Source organism: Pseudoduganella sp. GW821-FHT11H04 (assembly GCF_058807935.1).
In genome coordinates this window covers 48,273-63,324 of sequence record NZ_JBXARE010000019.1, presented here as the reverse complement: position 1 = coordinate 63,324, position 15,052 = coordinate 48,273, and the positions used below count along the sequence as shown (strand labels likewise).

Sequence of the window (15,052 nt, the reverse complement as noted above, 5' to 3'; positions counted from 1 at the left end):
CCGCATTCATAACTTCAACATGGACGACAAATGCCATTCAAGCGCGCAACCCTTGCACTTTCCCTGATCGCAGCATTCTCCGCACAAGCCCTGGCCCAGACATGCCCGGCCGGCGCATCCACCGTGACTTATCCGGTGACGAAGAAAGTCGAACAGCAGGACAACTACCACGGCACCATGGTCGCCGACCCATACCGCTGGCTGGAAGACGCCAATAGCGAAGAGACCAAGGCCTGGGTGATTGAACAGAACAAGGTAACGCAATCCTGGCTGGGCCAGATTCCACAACGCGAAGCGATCAAGGCGCGCGTCACCAAGCTGTGGAACTACGAGCGCTATGGCGTGCCGGAGAAAAAGGGCGGCCGCTACTTCTACAGCCGCAACGACGGCCTGCAGAACCAGTCGGTCCTTTACACCGCCAAGTCGCTGACCGAAACCCCGCGCGTCCTGCTGGATCCGAACACCCTGGCCGCCGACGGCACCGTGGCGCTGGCCGGCATGGCCGTGAGCCCGAACGGCAAGTTCGCGGCTTATAGCACCGCTGCTTCCGGCTCCGACTGGAACGAAATCAAGGTACGCGAAATCGAATCCGGCAAGGATATGGCCGACCATATCAAGTGGGTCAAGTTCTCCAACACCGCGTGGGCCGCCGACGGTTCCGGCTTCTACTACAGCCGCTACGACGAACCTACCGAAGAGTCCAAACTGGCTGGCGTGAACTACTTCCAGAAAGTCTATTTCCACAAACTGGGCACCGAGCAGTCGGCTGACGCGCTGGTCTACCATCGGGCAGACCAGAAGGAGTGGGGCTTTGGCGCGGAAGTTACCGACGACGGTCATTACCTGCTGATCAACGGCTCGCAAGGCACCGAACACAAAAACCGCGTTTTCATCAAGGATCTGAAAGCAAAGAACGCCCAGGTTGTCGGCCTGCTGGAAGCGTTCGACGCTTCCTACAACTTCATCGACAACGAAGGTCCAGTCTTCTACTTCATGACCGATAAGAATGCGCCGCGTTCGCGCATTATCGCGATCGACATCCGCAAGCCTGGCATGGAACACTGGAAAGAGATCGTGCCGGAAGCGCCGCAGACGCTCTCCGGCGCCAGCATCGTCAACAAGCAGCTGGTGTTGAACTACCTGGCCGATGCGCACAGCGCCATCAAGGTGTTTGACCTGAAAGGCAAGCCAGTTCGTGAAATCGAACTGCCAGGCCTGGGCACTGCCTCCGGTTTCGGCGGTAAGGCTAAAGACACTGAAACCTTCTACGCCTACACCAGCTTCACGACCCCGACCACGATCTACCGCCTGGACCTGAAGAGCGGCAAGTCGAGCATCTACCGCCAGCCTAAAGTCGACTTCGACCCAAGCGCCTTCGACACCCGCCAGGTCTTCTACACCAGCAAGGACGGCACCAAGGTCCCGATGTTCATCGTGTCGAAAAAGGGCATGAAGCTGGACGGCACGAACCCCACCTACCTGTACGGCTACGGCGGCTTCAATATCTCGCTGACCCCAAGCTTCTCCGTCTCCAACCTGGCATGGGTTGAAATGGGCGGCGTGTACGTCATGGCCAACCTGCGCGGCGGCGGCGAATACGGCGAAGCATGGCACAAGGCCGGCACCAAGCTACAAAAGCAGAACGTCTTCGACGACTTCATCGGCGCGGCTGAATGGCTGGTTTCCAACAAAGTCACTTCGCCATCCAAGCTGGCAATCGGCGGCGGTTCCAACGGCGGCCTGCTGGTCGGCGCTGCGATGACTCAGCGTCCCGACCTGTTCGGCGCTGCACTGCCTGCCGTGGGCGTGATGGATATGCTGCGCTTCCAGAAATTCACCATTGGCTGGGCATGGGCTTCGGACTACGGTTCGTCCGACAATGCGGATGAATTCAAGGCTCTGGTCAAGTACTCGCCGCTGCATAACCTGAAGCAGGGCAGCTGCTACCCGGCCACCATGGTGATGACGGCCGACCACGACGACCGCGTTGTGCCGGCTCACAGCTTCAAGTTCGCCGCTGCCGCCCAGGCTGCGCAAAGCGGCCCGGCCCCGATCCTGATTCGCATCGACTCGAAAGCAGGCCATGGCGCCGGCAAGCCGACCGCGAAGCAGATCGAGGAAGTGGCTGATCGTTGGGGCTTCCTGAGCCGTGCGCTGGACATGAGCCCAGCTGCTCCTGCATCCACTACCGGCGGCCAGTAAGCCATGCGTGTGCTTCTTCTGCTGTGGACAGCCTTGCTTGCGCCTGCCACGGCAGCGGAAGCGCCTAAAACCTTCGCCGAGCAGACCCAGTCGCTCGCAGCGCAGCCAGGCTTTATCGAGCTTTGGCGGGATGCGGGCAAGGGCAGAGTGCTGCTCTCGGTGCGTGAGCTGGACCAGCCCTTCCTGCTGGTCTCCTCCCTGCCTTACGCGCTAGGTTCGAACGATGTTGGCCTGGACCGCGCGCAGGCTGGCGGCGCCAAGCTCGTTCGGTTCCAGAAGTTCGGCGAGCGGCTTTTCCTGGTGCAGGAGAACACGCGTTTTGTGGCCCGTTCGGCTGATGCAGACGAGCGCAATGCAGTGGTAGAGTCCTTTGCCGGCGCGGTCCTGTGGTCGGGCGACATCCTGGTCAGCGAAGGCCAGCGGCACCTGGTTGATTTCTCCAGCTTCCTGCTGGCCGACCAGCACGGCGTCATCCAGCGCCTGGATGAAACGAAGCAGGGCACTTATCACGTTGACGAAAAGCGTAGTGCAGTACTGCCGGGGCAAGCAAAGGCATTCCCCGACAATATCGAGCTGGAATCAATGCTGACTTTCGCCGGTCCCGGCACCGGCGAATTCGTGCGCCAGGTTGCCACCGATCCTGCCAGCCTGACTATGCGCCAGCATATTTCACTGGTTCGGCTGCCTGACAATAGCTATAAGCCGCGCCGTTACCACCCGTTCTCCGGCGGTATTGACACTGGCTATTACGATTTCGCGACGCCGCTCGCGAGCAGCCTCGATGTGCGGTGGCAAATCCGCCACCGGCTGGAAAAGGGCGGGAAGCCTATCGTCTATTACCTCGATCGCGGTGCTCCAGAGCCGGTGCGCTCGGCGCTGCTTGAAGGCGCACGCTGGTGGTCTACCGCTTTCGAAAAGGCTGGCTTCAAGGACGGCTTCCGTGTCGAACTGATGCCGGAAGGCGCTGATCCTGCCGACGTGCGCTACAACTTGATCACCTGGGTGCACCGCGCCACCCGGGGCTGGTCATACGGCAATGCCGTCACCGACCCGCGCACCGGCCAGATTATTCGCGGCTCGGTAACGCTTGGTTCACAGCGTGTGCGGCAGGATATCCTGATCGCGGAAGCTTTGCTGGCGCCATATGGCAAGTCCGTTCCCGCTGAACGCCGCAAGCTCGCCGAGCAAATGGCGCTTGCGCGCCTGCGCCAACTGGCCGCGCACGAAGTGGGCCACACCCTGGGCTTTTCACACAATTTTGCAGCGAGCCGCCAGGGTAATGGCTCCGTGATGGATTACCCGCATCCCGTGCTGAAGCTCGGGGCTGATGGCGCAATCGACCTGCAAGATGCCTACGGCGTTGGCGTCGGCCCGTGGGATGACTATCTGGTCAAGTACATTTATGGTGACTACGGCAGCGGCGAAGCCGAAGCAAGCGCGCTGGCCAAACTGCGGAGCGACGCCCGCGCCGCGGGCCTGCAGTATGTTTCCGACGACGATTCGCGCGCGCCAGGTGCTTCGCATCCGAATGGCCTGCTGTGGGACTTCGGTCCCGACACACTGAAAACCTGGGACCAGCTGGGCGCCATCCGCCGCCATGCGCTGGATAATTTTTCCTATGACGTGCTCCCGGATGAACGCCAGGCCGGCGAGCTTGAAGCCCGTCTGGTGCCTGTCTATCTCCTGCAGCGCTATCAAGGCGAAGCTGTCGCCCGCTTGCTGGCAGGCGGCGAATACGCGTCTACAACGAGCGGCGATATCCGCGCCGGCCGCGCCAGCGCAGGCGTCAAGACCGCGCCTGCCGCCACGCAGCGTGCGGCGCTCGCCAGGCTGGCCGACACTCTGCGAGCCGAATACCTGGCTTTGCCGGCTGGCCTATTGGACCAGCTGACGCCTCCATCGACAAGCTTTGAGCGGAACAAGGAATACATCGGCACGCGCATGAACGCTGTGTTCGACGCGCTATCGGCCGCAGAAACCGGAGCGGCGCAAACGGCCACGTTCCTGTTCGATGCTGGCCGCCTGAATCGCCTGTACTGGCAACATGCGCGCGATGGCAAGATGCCCGGCACTGATGAAGTGATCGAAGCGGCACTGTCCCGCAGTTGGAAGCGCGGCGCCGTTCCAGCCAACCTGGCTGGTGGCGAAGCAGTTCAACTCGCAGCCAACTGGATAGTCCTCGACGCGTTGTTGCAGGCGCTGGACGGCGGCAAGCTGCACACCAACGTCGATGCCGACTTGCGTCAGCGACTCCGCAGCTTCGCCGCATGGCTTAAGGCCAACCCTGGCAAAGGCACGACCGCATCCAGCCGCGCGCAGGCTGCAGACCATATCCTGCGATACCTCGCCGATCCCCGTAGCGTCAAGTTGCGCCCCTTGAGCGCCATTCCCCCTGGCGCACCAATCTGATCGTCGTGCCCCCGGGCCTAAGCTTGGGGACGTTACTATCTTCTTAGTACTAATAATTTCTTTCGAGAAAAACTTTCTACAGTTTTTCCGCCGTGCTAGTATTTGCAAAAAATCAATAATGCAGGGCATCAGTTTCGCGGAACAGTAGACCGGTACCGACAGCCAGCATGTTCGTGCCGCTAACAAAATCGTTAAGAAATAGTTGAGTTATACATGAACGCAAAAGACGAAATCCGGCAGCTAATTACAGAGCTCTATTCGATTATCTCCGGCCCAGCAGGCCATAAACCCGATTGGAAACGGGAGCGCGAGCTTTACATTCCAAATGCGATCATGATGCGGACGTCCGTCGATGCCGAAGGCACGCCTCAGGCGACCTTCCTGGCCGCTGCCGACTATCCTGAAAACTTTGAAAAGCTGATCGCCGGCCGCGCGTTTTACGAAATCGAAGTACACAACATTATTGAGGTGTTCGGGAACATTGCCCACGCTTTCAGCACCTACGAGGCGTGGGGCGACTCGGACAAAACCATCTTCCTCAAGCGCGGGATCAACAGCATCCAGTTCTTCTTCGACGGACGCAATTGGAAGGTCGTAAGCATGATCTGGGATGACGAGCGGCCGGGACTTTCTGTCGATCCGAAGTACATGCGAGGGGATCGAAAGCTGGAGAGCGACCATTTCTTTCGTTAACGAGTTTAACTCTGAGGAGGACTTCGACCGATACGGTATTTCGGCAATCAATCGGATTTGGTGTGTCGAAAATTACCGATCGCACTGGACGATCGACCGCGAGCGCGATGTCTACGTCAGGGAGGTTGCCTCCGATCGAGAAGAATATGGGAGGCATAAATATTACACGTTGTACTGGAAGGGCACTCTCATCGTAACGAAGCTTGATGTGCGTGGCGCGGCGAACCTCATCGACTCTGGTGATACGGATTACAAACTCTTGCGCATTGAAATTCCTGAATCGCTAGCCGATAAGCGCGGCGAGATTCTGTGCGATTTGAAGGGTGCACTCAGGGTGTACGGTGCGGGCGGAGTTCATGCAATTGAACCTACATCCAACGTCACCTTCGATTTCTGAATACCCTTCATGAAAAAGCTCCTTTGCTTGCTTGCGTTTCCCGTCTTGTCCCATGCAGCGGACCTTAACTCTCCCAAAGGCGTGGTGGAGAATTTTTTGAAATGGGAAGCTAAGGAGCAGCCTAGCGGTGCGTACAAGCAGCTCACTAGGACCCCGATCAAGGGATTGGTCTCGGGTGAGCTCCTTTGTTTGCTTGATGCTGCTCAGAAGGCTAATGAACTTTCCATGCGTGACGCGCCGGAGGATAAACCTCCGTTCATCGAAGGCAATCTGTTTTTGCCAAATGCGTGGGAGAGGCCGACTGGAAGTGAAATCCTGTCAGTAAAAGAGCGCGGGCCGCAGGCCGAAGTCCATGTTCGCTTTACGTACGAGCCTGATCAACGAAAAGACACTAACCGGTTCCACTTGAAGCGCGTCAACAACGGCTGGCGCATCACCGACATCGTTAGGGGAGGCTCGTGCGACTTCTGCCAGTCTGGCGGCTTGCGCAAGGCGCTTTACGCTACGATGCGCCGTGCACAAGAAACGGGGGTGAATCAGTGCCACGCATTACGTTGAGAATCGTTCCATGAACAAATTACACATCTCTACCAATCAGTCAGAACTGGATATCCCGCTCGTTCATCAATTCCTTTCGGAGCAATCCAGCTGGGCCAAAGGCATTTCGTTTGACGTGGTTCAGCGTTCGATTGCCAACTCCTTGTGCTTTGGCGGTTTTCTCAGCGACGAGCAAATCGCTTTCGCGCGCGTCATAACCGACTACACGACTTTCGCCAACCTGGTGGATGTCTTTGTCTTGCCGGAACATCGCGGACAGGGCTATAGCAAAGCATTAATGGAAGCCGTCTTCGCGCACCCGCAATTGCAGGGCTTGCGCAGGTTCACGCTCGCCACTGGCGATGCGCATGGGCTCTATGCGCAATATGGGTTCACGGCGCCGCGCTTTCCGCAGTCGCTCATGGAGCGTTATTTCCCCGGCATGTATGAAGCCAAGGAGGATTGATGTTTGATCACGTGAAATTTGGTGTCAGCGATTTCGCCGCGAGCAAGGCCTTCTTCCTAAAGGCGCTTGAGCCAATTGGGATTTCGGTCGCGGCGGAGGGCGAGCCGAGCTACGGTATTGAATTAATCGCGCAAGGGAATACTTCGCTGATTTTGTTCGAGACGAGCGAGAAGCCCGCTCATCTCCATCTCGCCTTTGTCGCCGATAACCGGCGGCAGGTGGAAGCCTTCTATCGCAATGCATTGGAGGCGGGTGGCAAGGACAATGGGCCGCCGGGCTTACGCCCGAAATATCACGCGAACTATTTTGCGGCCTTCGTTATCGGCCCGGACGGACACAATATCGAAATGGTCTGCCAGTACCCTGAGGGTGCCATCGGACCATCCAAACGTCTTGCGTCATGCAGTTGCGGCAAGCTGACGGTGGAAGTGATCGGCGACCCCGTTCGTATTTCAATGTGCCATTGCCTGGAATGTCAGCGACGCACAGGTAGTGTCTTTGGTGTGCAGGCACGTTTCCCGCGCGAGAAAGTAGCGATTTCGGGTGAATCGACTGTGTACGCTCGCGTCGGGGATTCGGGGGGGACGGCCAGGTTCCACTTTTGTCCGGCCTGCGGTTCTACGGTCTTTTATGAGCTGGATGGCCACGAAGGCTTCATCGGCGTTCCTGTGGGTGCATTTGCTGATCCAGGTTTCCCTGCGCCGCGAATCTCCATCTACGAAGAGCGCATGCATAAGTGGGTTGCGCCGCCCCCAGGAGCGGAGAGCTTGCCTTAGCCGTTAGCGGTGGATCACCACCAGTAATGCCTTAGCTTCCGCCTTGCCGGTGTTGCGGATGGCGTGATGCAGGTCGGCGGAATAGCGCGCCGTGCCGCCCAGCTTGATCTTCTTCTTGTTGCTCCCAACTTCCAGCTCCATCGATCCGTGCAGGATGGTCAGGTGCTCGGTCGTGCCTGGGTCGTGCGGCTGCGACACCAACTCGCCGCCCGGCGCCAGCGTCAGCTCATACCACTCATACTTACCGGCCAACTCCATCGGGCCCAGGATGCGCAGCACGTAGCCGGCATGGGCGCCGGGCAGGGTAGGGGTTTCGTGCGCATCAACCAACTTTATCGCTTCAACATCCTTTTCCACGCCGGCCAGCAGCTCGCCAATTTGCACGCCCAGTGCGTTGGCCAGCCGCCATGTGATGGCGATGGTCGGATTGGCTTTTTCCCGCTCAATCTGAGATAGCATGGACTTGGAGACGCCCGCAATCCGGGACAGGTCTTCCAGCGTAAGGCCGCGCGCCAGGCGCAGTCGTTGAAGGGCGGCGCCGACTTCCGGCGGGGCGTTGGTGGAAATGTTCGGCTTCACGCTTGCAGAGTTCAATATAGTAAAGTACGATCCGGTATATTGAATCCACGTTCAATATAGTGGATTCCAGTCGGAATAATGAAATAAGAGTAAACTTTACATCAGAGGACGACCATGAGCCAAGCGACGAATGCTTTTTACACCGGCCTGCAACAAAACCTGGAAAAGCTGCGCGATGATGGCCTGTACAAGCCAGAACGTGTGATTGCTTCCCGCCAGGGCAGCGAGGTGCAATCGGAAGATGGTCGTACCCTGATCAATATGTGCGCCAACAACTACCTGGGCCTGTCGGGCCAGGAATGGGTGGCGCAGGCCTCCATCGACGCTACTGAAAAATATGGTTACGGCCTGTCGTCGGTGCGCTTCATTTGCGGCACCCAGACCGTGCACAAGCAACTGGAAAAGGCCATCTCCGAATTCCTGGGCACCGAAGACACCATCCTGTATGCGGCAGCTTTCGACGCCAACGGTGGCGTATTTGAGCCTTTGTTCGACGAAAACGACGCCATCATTTCCGATGCGCTGAACCATGCTTCCATCATCGATGGCATCCGCCTGTGCAAGGCTGCACGTTTTCGCTACGCCCACAACGATATGGTCGACCTGGAAAAGCAGTTGCAGGCAGCCGCTGACAAGCGCCACAAAGTCATCGTGACCGACGGCGTGTTCTCGATGGACGGCACCATCGCCCAGCTGGACAAGGTGGTTGAGCTGGCCGAGAAATACGGCGCCCTGGTCATGATCGACGAATGCCACGCTTCCGGTTTCATGGGCAAGACCGGCCGCGGCACCCACGAACACCACAACGTGCTGGGCAAGATCGACATCATCACCGGCACCCTGGGCAAGGCCCTGGGCGGCGCCATGGGCGGTTTCACCTCCGGCCGCAAGGAAGTGATCGACACCCTGCGCCAGAAATCGCGTCCTTACCTGTTCTCGAACACCCTGGCGCCTTCTATTGCCGGCGCCTCGCTGGAAGTGTTGAAACGCCTGTCCGCTTCGACCGAACTGCGCGACCGCCTGCACGAAAACACCGCTTACTTCCGTAAGGAGATCGAGCGTATCGGCTTCACTATCAAGCCCGGCACCCACCCTGTCGTGCCAGTGATGCTGTTCGAAGCGCCGGTAGCGCAGAAATTCGCGGCCCGCATGTATGAACTGGGCGTGCTGCTGTCGGGCTTCTTCTATCCAGTGGTGCCGATGGGCCAGGCGCGCGTTCGCGTGCAGCTGTCCGCTGCGCACACCCGCGAGCAGCTGGACACAGTGCTCGCAGCATTCGAACAAGCCGGCAAAGAGCTGGGCATCATCAAGAACTAATCAGGAATATAGGTAGATCATGGAACGTATCCTCGTCATCGGCGCCAATGGCCAAATCGGTAGTGAACTCGTTGAAGCGCTGGCAAAACAGCACGGCGCACAGAATGTCATCGCCACCGACATCAGCCCGGTCAACAAGTACAACGCAGCGCGCTACCAGGTGCTGAACGTGATGGACAAGGCAGCCCTCGAACAACTGGTGGCCGCCGAAGAAATCACCCAGGTGTACCAACTGGCCGCCATGCTGTCCGCCACCGGCGAAGCGGCGCCGCTGAAGGCCTGGGACCTGAACATGGACGGCCTGCTGAACATCCTGGAAGTGGCGCGTGAGCGCGGCGAGCAGGGCAAGCCATTGCGCATCTTCTGGCCATCGTCGATCGCGGCTTTCGGCCCGAACACCCCGGCCGAGAACACCCCGCAGTACACCGTGATGGACCCGACCACGATCTACGGCATTTCCAAGCTGGCAGGCGAACGACTGTGCGAATACTACTTCCTGAAGTATGGCGTGGATGTGCGTTCGATCCGCTACCCAGGCATTATCAGCTTCAAGTCGCCTCCAGGCGGCGGCACCACCGACTACGCGATCGCGATTTTCCACTCTGCGCTGCGTGGTGAACGCTACGATTGCTTCCTCGGTCCAAAGACCACTTTGCCGATGATCTATATGCCCGACGCGATTCGCGCAACGATTGAATTGATGGACGCTCCGGCTGCACAAATTAAGATTCGTTCGTCGTACAATGTCGCCGGCGTTTCCTTCAACCCGGAAGAACTGGCCGCAGCGATTACCCGTGCACTGCCAGACTTCAAGATCGCCTACACTCCGGATAGCCGCCAGGCGATCGCCGACAGCTGGCCGCGCAGCCTGGATGATTCCAAGGCCACCGCGGACTGGAACTGGAAAGCGAAGATCGGCGTGGAAGAGATGGTGAAGGACATGCTGGCAAATATCGACGTGAGCCTCAGCGAGGCCGCATAACTAGAAAGCAGAGAGAGACAAGCAACAATGGACATGAGTGTTTTCGACTTATTCAAGATTGGCATCGGCCCATCGAGTTCGCATACGGTGGGGCCAATGGTGGCGGCACGCCGCTTCCTGGTCGAAAACAGTCCATTGGACGATGTCACTTCTGTGGCGGCTGAGCTTTACGGCTCGCTGGCACTGACCGGCGTTGGCCACGGCACCGATAAGGCTGTGCTGCTCGGCTTGATGGGCGAGACACCGCAAGGCGTCAATCCTGACGCGGTGGACGATATGCTGGCCGCTGCCGACGTAGACGGCGAGCTGCGCCTGCTGGGCGAAAAGACTGTTGCATTCATGCGCAAGGAACACCTGGTGTTCCACATGTCCGAGAACTTGCCGGAGCACCCGAACGGCATGCGCTTCACCCTGAAGCGCGCTGACGGTAGCTCGGTCACCAAGATTTATTACTCCATCGGCGGTGGCTTCATTCGCGCCGAAGGCGAGGCTGCCAGCACCGACGGCAAGCCTGCTGTGCGCCTGCCATACCCCTTCAATACCATGGCGGAACTGCTGGGCCATGGCGTCAGCAGCGGCAAGACCATCCCGCAAATGCTGCGTGCAAACGAACTGACGCGGATCAGCGAAGCAGAGCTGAACGAGGGCATGGACCGTATCTGGCACGTCATGCGCGATTGCATCCAGCACGGCCTGGAGACCAAGGGCCAACTGCCGGGCGGCCTGAATGTGAAGCGCCGCGCCGCCGATCTGTGGCGCCAGGCGCAATCGGGCGATCGCGCAAACCAGTTGCCGCATGACGCGCTGAACGGCGTGAGTTTGTACGCGATGGCGGTCAACGAAGAGAACGCGGCAGGCGGACGTGTTGTAACGGCGCCTACAAATGGTGCTGCCGGCATCATTCCCGCTGTGCTGAAATATTATGCCGAAGACTGTAAACCGGTCGATCCGGTTTCCGGGGTGCGCGCCTTCCTGCTGACTGCGGCGGCGATTGGCATGCTGTGCAAGCGCAATGCTTCGATTTCGGGCGCCGAAGTCGGCTGCCAGGGCGAGGTGGGCGTGGCTTGTGCGATGGCTGCTGCTGGTCTGGTGGCTGCGCTGGGCGGTTCCAACGCGCAGATCGAGAATGCGGCGGAGATCGGGATCGAGCATCACCTGGGCATGACCTGTGATCCGATCGGCGGCTTGGTGCAGATTCCTTGTATCGAACGCAATGGCATGGGGGCGGTGAAAGCAATTACGGCCGCGTCGCTGGCCTTGAAGGGCGATGGGACGCACTTTGTGTCGCTGGATAATGTGATCGAGACGATGCGGCAGACGGGGGCGGATATGCAGGCGAAGTACAAAGAGACTTCGCTGGGCGGACTGGCGATCCACGTGGTGTCGGTGAATCACGCTGCCTGCTGAAAACCGGTAAACCAGTGTCTGACCCGCAGGGTCAGACACTAAGACGCGGCGGCCGCGGGCCGAGGTGCCTGACCCTGCGGGTCAGGCACCGGTTTACCGGGTTTCAGTAGAAAATTCCAAAATCTAGCTAAATCCGCAAAGAAACGCCGGCCAGACTATAATAGATGTCCGTTTTCACCCGCCACCGGACTTTCTACTCTATGCAATACGTGTCTACCCGGGCCGACGCGTCGGCTGCATCTCACTCCCTCCAGCAATTCTCCGACATCCTCCTGGGTGGTCTGGCGCCAGACGGCGGCTTGTACCTGCCAGTGGAATACCCTCAAGTCAACGGCGAAGAGCTGAACAAGTGGCGTCACATGTCGTACGCCGACCTGGCGGTCGAAATCCTGAAAAAATTCGCCGGCGACATCCCTGAAGCGGACCTGCGCGCCCTGGCCAAGAAGACCTATACCGCGGACGTATACCGCAATGTGCGCGAAGGCGAAAATGCCGCCGACATCACCCCGCTGCGCGTGCTGGAAGAAACCGACGGCAAGAAGCTCGTCCTGCAATCGCTGTCCAACGGCCCAACCCTGGCCTTCAAGGACATGGCGATGCAGCTGCTTGGCAACCTGTTCGAATACGCGCTGGCCAAGAAGGACGCGCAACTGAATATCTTCGGCGCGACCTCCGGCGACACCGGCAGCGCCGCCGAATACGCGATGCGCGGCAAGCAAGGCATCAAGGTCTTCATGCTGTCGCCGCACAAGAAGATGAGCGCATTCCAGACCGCGCAGATGTTCTCCCTGCAGGATCCGAACATCTTCAACATCGCCGTGGAAGGCGTATTCGACGACTGCCAGGACATGGTCAAGGCTGTGTCGAACGACCTGGAATTCAAATCCCGCCAGAAGATCGGCACCGTGAATTCGATCAACTGGGCCCGCGTGGTGGCGCAAGTAGTGTATTACTTCCGCGGCTACCTGGCTGCGACCAAGAGCAACGAGCAGAAGGTTTCCTTCACCGTCCCGTCGGGCAATTTCGGCAATATTTGCGCGGGCCATATCGCCCGTCAAATGGGGCTGCCGATCGATAAGCTGATCGTCGCCACCAATGAAAACGACGTGCTGGACGAATTCTTCCGCACCGGCATTTACCGCGTGCGCAAGTCTGCCGAGACTTACCATACCTCCAGTCCTTCGATGGACATCTCGAAAGCCTCGAACTTCGAGCGCTTCGTGTTTGACCTGGTGAAGGGCGACGGCAAGCGCGTGCGCGATCTGTTCAAGAAAGTCGAAACCGAAGGCGGCTTCGACCTGTCCGGCGCACCGGGCAGTGATGGAGATGAATTCAAGCTGGTGGCCAACTACGGCTTCAAATCCGGCAAGTCGACCCATGCTGAACGCGTGCAGACTATCCGCGATGTGGCCGACGATTACGGTATCGTGATCGACACCCACACCGCTGACGGCATCAAGGTCGCGAAGGAGCACCTGGAGCCTGGCGTGCCGATGATCGTGCTGGAAACTGCACTGGCCGCCAAATTCAACGAAACCATTTTGGAAGCGCTTGGACAGGATGCCGAACGTCCAGCTGGTTTCGAAAACATCGAAGCGCTGCCGCAGCGTTTCGAAGTCATGCCGGCTGATGTAAGCAAGATGAAGGCCTACATCGCCGCTAACACGGGACTGTAAAACATGGCCATGCTCGCCGTTCGCGAAGCCCTTGATTTCCTGCTCTCCGCTGTCCGTCCGGTGGCGGAGGTGGAGAACATCTCAACCCTGGAAGCCAATGGCCGCGTGCTCGCGCGAGCCGTCGTGTCGGGCATGAATGTGCCTGGTCACGACAATACGCAGATGGACGGCTACGCAGTGCGCGCCGCCGACTGCGCCAGCGGTGACGCGACGCTGACGGTGACGCAGCGCATTCCGGCCGGCCATGTCGGCGCTCCTTTGCTGCCTGGCTGCGCCGCCCGCATCTTTACCGGCGCCCTGATCCCGGAAGGCGCCGACGCGGTCGTCATGCAGGAGCAGTGCGAGGCGAACGAAGGCCTGGTCACCATCAAGCACACCCCTAAGGCGGGCGAATGGATCCGCCGCGCTGGTGAAGATATCAGTGTCGGCAGCGTGATCCTGGCAGCGGGCACCCGTCTGCGCAGCCAGGAGCTGGGCCTCGCTGCTTCGATCGGCATGGCGGAACTGGCCGTGCGCCGTAGGCTGCGCGTGGCCGTGTTCTTCACCGGCGACGAGCTGACGATGCCGGGCGAACCGCTCGCAGCGGGCGCAATCTACAACTCCAACCGTTTCACCTTGCGCGCCTTGCTGGAAAACCTGGGCTGCGAAGTCCGTGATTTCGGCATCGTCCCGGATTCGCTGGAAGCGACGCGCAATGTCCTGCGCCAGGCGGCGGACGGCAATGACCTGATCATCACTTCCGGCGGCGTTTCGGTCGGCGAGGAAGATCACATCAAGCCTGCGGTCGAAGCCGAGGGCAAATTGAATATGTGGCAGATCGCTGTCAAGCCAGGCAAGCCGCTGGCGTTTGGCGAAGTAGGGCAGGCGTTCTTCCTTGGCTTGCCGGGCAATCCGGTATCGAGCTTCGTGACCTTCCTGCTGTTCGTGCGCCCATTCCTGCTGCGGCTGCAAGGCGCCGAGGCACCTGCACAAGCGCGCGGCATTCAGGTGCGCGCCGACTTTGCATGGCCGAAAGCGGACCGCCGCAACGAGTTCCTCCGGGCGAAACTGAATGCGCAAGGTGGGCTGGACCTGTTCCCGAACCAGGGCTCGGGCGTGCTGACTTCCACCGTTTGGGGCGATGGCCTGATCGACAACCCGCCGGGCAACCCGATTGCACCCGGCGACGTGGTACGCTTTATTCCATTCAGTGAACTGATGTACTGATATGCTGATCAATCTTAAATATTTTGCCAGTGTGCGTGAAGCCCTGGGCAATGGCGAACAAGTAGCCCTGCCAGCCGGCGTGGAAACTGTGGGCCAGGTGCGCGCCTGGCTGCTGGCGCGCGGCGAACCATGGGCCAGCACCTTGGCAGAAGGACGCGCTTTGCGCATGGCCTGCAATCAGCGCATGTGCGATGGCGCCGCAGCTGTCACGGCGGGTGACGAGGTTGCCTTTTTTCCACCTGTGACAGGCGGGTAAGCCTTTCTGCTGTAAGCGCGCAACACACGGTCATGTTATGTTGACCACGCGCATCATCACGTTATACTTGAGCACATGCGGCCCAAAACCTGCGCCGCATTCTTCGCTGTCTAATTTCCCGTCGCCTCCTCCCTGCGGCTTGTTCCCTT

The 15,052-nt window shown here is 59.3% G+C and carries 13 protein-coding genes and 1 pseudogene; 13 read left to right on the top strand and 1 reads right to left on the bottom strand.

Going from position 1 to position 15,052, the window contains the following annotated elements; all coding sequences use genetic code 11:
* Positions 1-30 precede the first annotated feature (30 nt).
* The 7 genes and pseudogenes from AC1RTP_RS26180 to AC1RTP_RS26150 all read left to right on the top strand — a co-directional run bounded on the left by AC1RTP_RS26180 (position 31) and on the right by AC1RTP_RS26150 (position 7,480).
* Positions 31-2,202 (top strand): prolyl oligopeptidase family serine peptidase, encoded by a 2,172-nt coding sequence (locus AC1RTP_RS26180; RefSeq protein ID WP_498611572.1) that lies wholly within the window; start codon positions 31-33, stop codon positions 2,200-2,202.
* A gap of 3 nt (positions 2,203-2,205) precedes the next feature.
* On the top strand, positions 2,206-4,611 hold the full coding sequence (locus AC1RTP_RS26175; protein WP_498611571.1) for a zinc-dependent metalloprotease: 2,406 nt from the start codon (positions 2,206-2,208) through the stop codon (positions 4,609-4,611).
* A 213-nt stretch (positions 4,612-4,824) separates the two neighbouring features.
* Entirely contained in the window at positions 4,825-5,304 is a 480-nt protein-coding gene (locus AC1RTP_RS26170) for a hypothetical protein (protein ID WP_498611570.1), read from the top strand.
* A 406-nt stretch (positions 5,305-5,710) separates the two neighbouring features.
* The gene (locus AC1RTP_RS26165) at positions 5,711-6,259 is read left to right on the top strand and encodes a hypothetical protein (protein WP_498611569.1); all 549 of its coding nucleotides are present in this window, start codon (positions 5,711-5,713) and stop codon (positions 6,257-6,259) included.
* A 10-nt stretch (positions 6,260-6,269) separates the two neighbouring features.
* Positions 6,270-6,704, top strand: a complete 435-nt coding sequence (locus tag AC1RTP_RS26160) for a GNAT family N-acetyltransferase (protein WP_498611568.1) — start codon at positions 6,270-6,272, stop codon at positions 6,702-6,704.
* A pseudogene (locus AC1RTP_RS26155) lies at positions 6,704-7,072 on the top strand (VOC family protein); the annotation flags it as partial. The gene AC1RTP_RS26160 and the pseudogene AC1RTP_RS26155, both read left to right, overlap by 1 nt.
* A complete protein-coding gene (locus AC1RTP_RS26150; protein WP_498611599.1) occupies positions 7,052-7,480 on the top strand; it encodes a GFA family protein in 429 nt (142 codons plus the stop codon). The pseudogene AC1RTP_RS26155 and the gene AC1RTP_RS26150, both read left to right, overlap by 21 nt.
* A gap of 3 nt (positions 7,481-7,483) precedes the next feature.
* On the opposite strand, the gene AC1RTP_RS26145 is transcribed toward AC1RTP_RS26150, so the two are convergent.
* Positions 7,484-8,059: a helix-turn-helix domain-containing protein gene (locus AC1RTP_RS26145; RefSeq protein ID WP_498611567.1), complete on the bottom strand. Its 576-nt coding sequence runs from the start codon at positions 8,057-8,059 to the stop codon at positions 7,484-7,486.
* Positions 8,060-8,173: 114 nt separating this feature from the next.
* Between AC1RTP_RS26145 and kbl the strand changes: the two genes are divergently transcribed.
* The 6 genes from kbl to moaD all read left to right on the top strand — a co-directional run bounded on the left by kbl (position 8,174) and on the right by moaD (position 14,903).
* Positions 8,174-9,376: a glycine C-acetyltransferase gene (kbl, locus tag AC1RTP_RS26140; RefSeq protein WP_498611566.1), complete on the top strand. Its 1,203-nt coding sequence runs from the start codon at positions 8,174-8,176 to the stop codon at positions 9,374-9,376.
* Positions 9,377-9,395: 19 nt separating this feature from the next.
* The gene (locus AC1RTP_RS26135) at positions 9,396-10,358 is read left to right on the top strand and encodes an NAD-dependent epimerase/dehydratase family protein (RefSeq protein ID WP_498611565.1); all 963 of its coding nucleotides are present in this window, start codon (positions 9,396-9,398) and stop codon (positions 10,356-10,358) included.
* 27 nt (positions 10,359-10,385) lie between these two features.
* Positions 10,386-11,765, top strand: coding sequence for an L-serine ammonia-lyase (locus AC1RTP_RS26130; protein ID WP_498611564.1), 1,380 nt, complete (start codon positions 10,386-10,388; stop codon positions 11,763-11,765).
* A 200-nt stretch (positions 11,766-11,965) separates the two neighbouring features.
* Entirely contained in the window at positions 11,966-13,441 is a 1,476-nt protein-coding gene (gene thrC / locus AC1RTP_RS26125) for a threonine synthase (protein ID WP_498611563.1), read from the top strand.
* 9 nt (positions 13,442-13,450) lie between these two features.
* Complete coding sequence (locus AC1RTP_RS26120) at positions 13,451-14,647, top strand: molybdopterin molybdotransferase MoeA (protein ID WP_498611562.1); 1,197 nt, start codon at positions 13,451-13,453, stop codon at positions 14,645-14,647.
* Between the two features lies 1 nt (position 14,648).
* On the top strand, positions 14,649-14,903 hold the full coding sequence (moaD, locus tag AC1RTP_RS26115; RefSeq protein WP_498611561.1) for a molybdopterin converting factor subunit 1: 255 nt from the start codon (positions 14,649-14,651) through the stop codon (positions 14,901-14,903).
* Positions 14,904-15,052 lie beyond the last annotated feature (149 nt).

What these genes read in the sequence shown, in the direction of transcription:
- AC1RTP_RS26180 (WP_498611572.1), top strand. Translation starts at nt 31, where the DNA reads ATGCCATTCAAGCGCGCAACCCTTGCACTTTCCCTGATCGCAGCATTC.
- AC1RTP_RS26175 (WP_498611571.1), top strand. Translation starts at nt 2,206, where the DNA reads ATGCGTGTGCTTCTTCTGCTGTGGACAGCCTTGCTTGCGCCTGCCACG.
- AC1RTP_RS26170 (WP_498611570.1), top strand. Translation starts at nt 4,825, where the DNA reads ATGAACGCAAAAGACGAAATCCGGCAGCTAATTACAGAGCTCTATTCG.
- AC1RTP_RS26165 (WP_498611569.1), top strand. Translation starts at nt 5,711, where the DNA reads ATGAAAAAGCTCCTTTGCTTGCTTGCGTTTCCCGTCTTGTCCCATGCA.
- AC1RTP_RS26160 (WP_498611568.1), top strand. Translation starts at nt 6,270, where the DNA reads ATGAACAAATTACACATCTCTACCAATCAGTCAGAACTGGATATCCCG.
- AC1RTP_RS26150 (WP_498611599.1), top strand. Translation starts at nt 7,052, where the DNA reads ATGGTCTGCCAGTACCCTGAGGGTGCCATCGGACCATCCAAACGTCTT.
- kbl (WP_498611566.1), top strand. Translation starts at nt 8,174, where the DNA reads ATGAGCCAAGCGACGAATGCTTTTTACACCGGCCTGCAACAAAACCTG.
- AC1RTP_RS26135 (WP_498611565.1), top strand. Translation starts at nt 9,396, where the DNA reads ATGGAACGTATCCTCGTCATCGGCGCCAATGGCCAAATCGGTAGTGAA.
- AC1RTP_RS26130 (WP_498611564.1), top strand. Translation starts at nt 10,386, where the DNA reads ATGGACATGAGTGTTTTCGACTTATTCAAGATTGGCATCGGCCCATCG.
- thrC (WP_498611563.1), top strand. Translation starts at nt 11,966, where the DNA reads ATGCAATACGTGTCTACCCGGGCCGACGCGTCGGCTGCATCTCACTCC.
- AC1RTP_RS26120 (WP_498611562.1), top strand. Translation starts at nt 13,451, where the DNA reads ATGCTCGCCGTTCGCGAAGCCCTTGATTTCCTGCTCTCCGCTGTCCGT.
- moaD (WP_498611561.1), top strand. Translation starts at nt 14,649, where the DNA reads ATGCTGATCAATCTTAAATATTTTGCCAGTGTGCGTGAAGCCCTGGGC.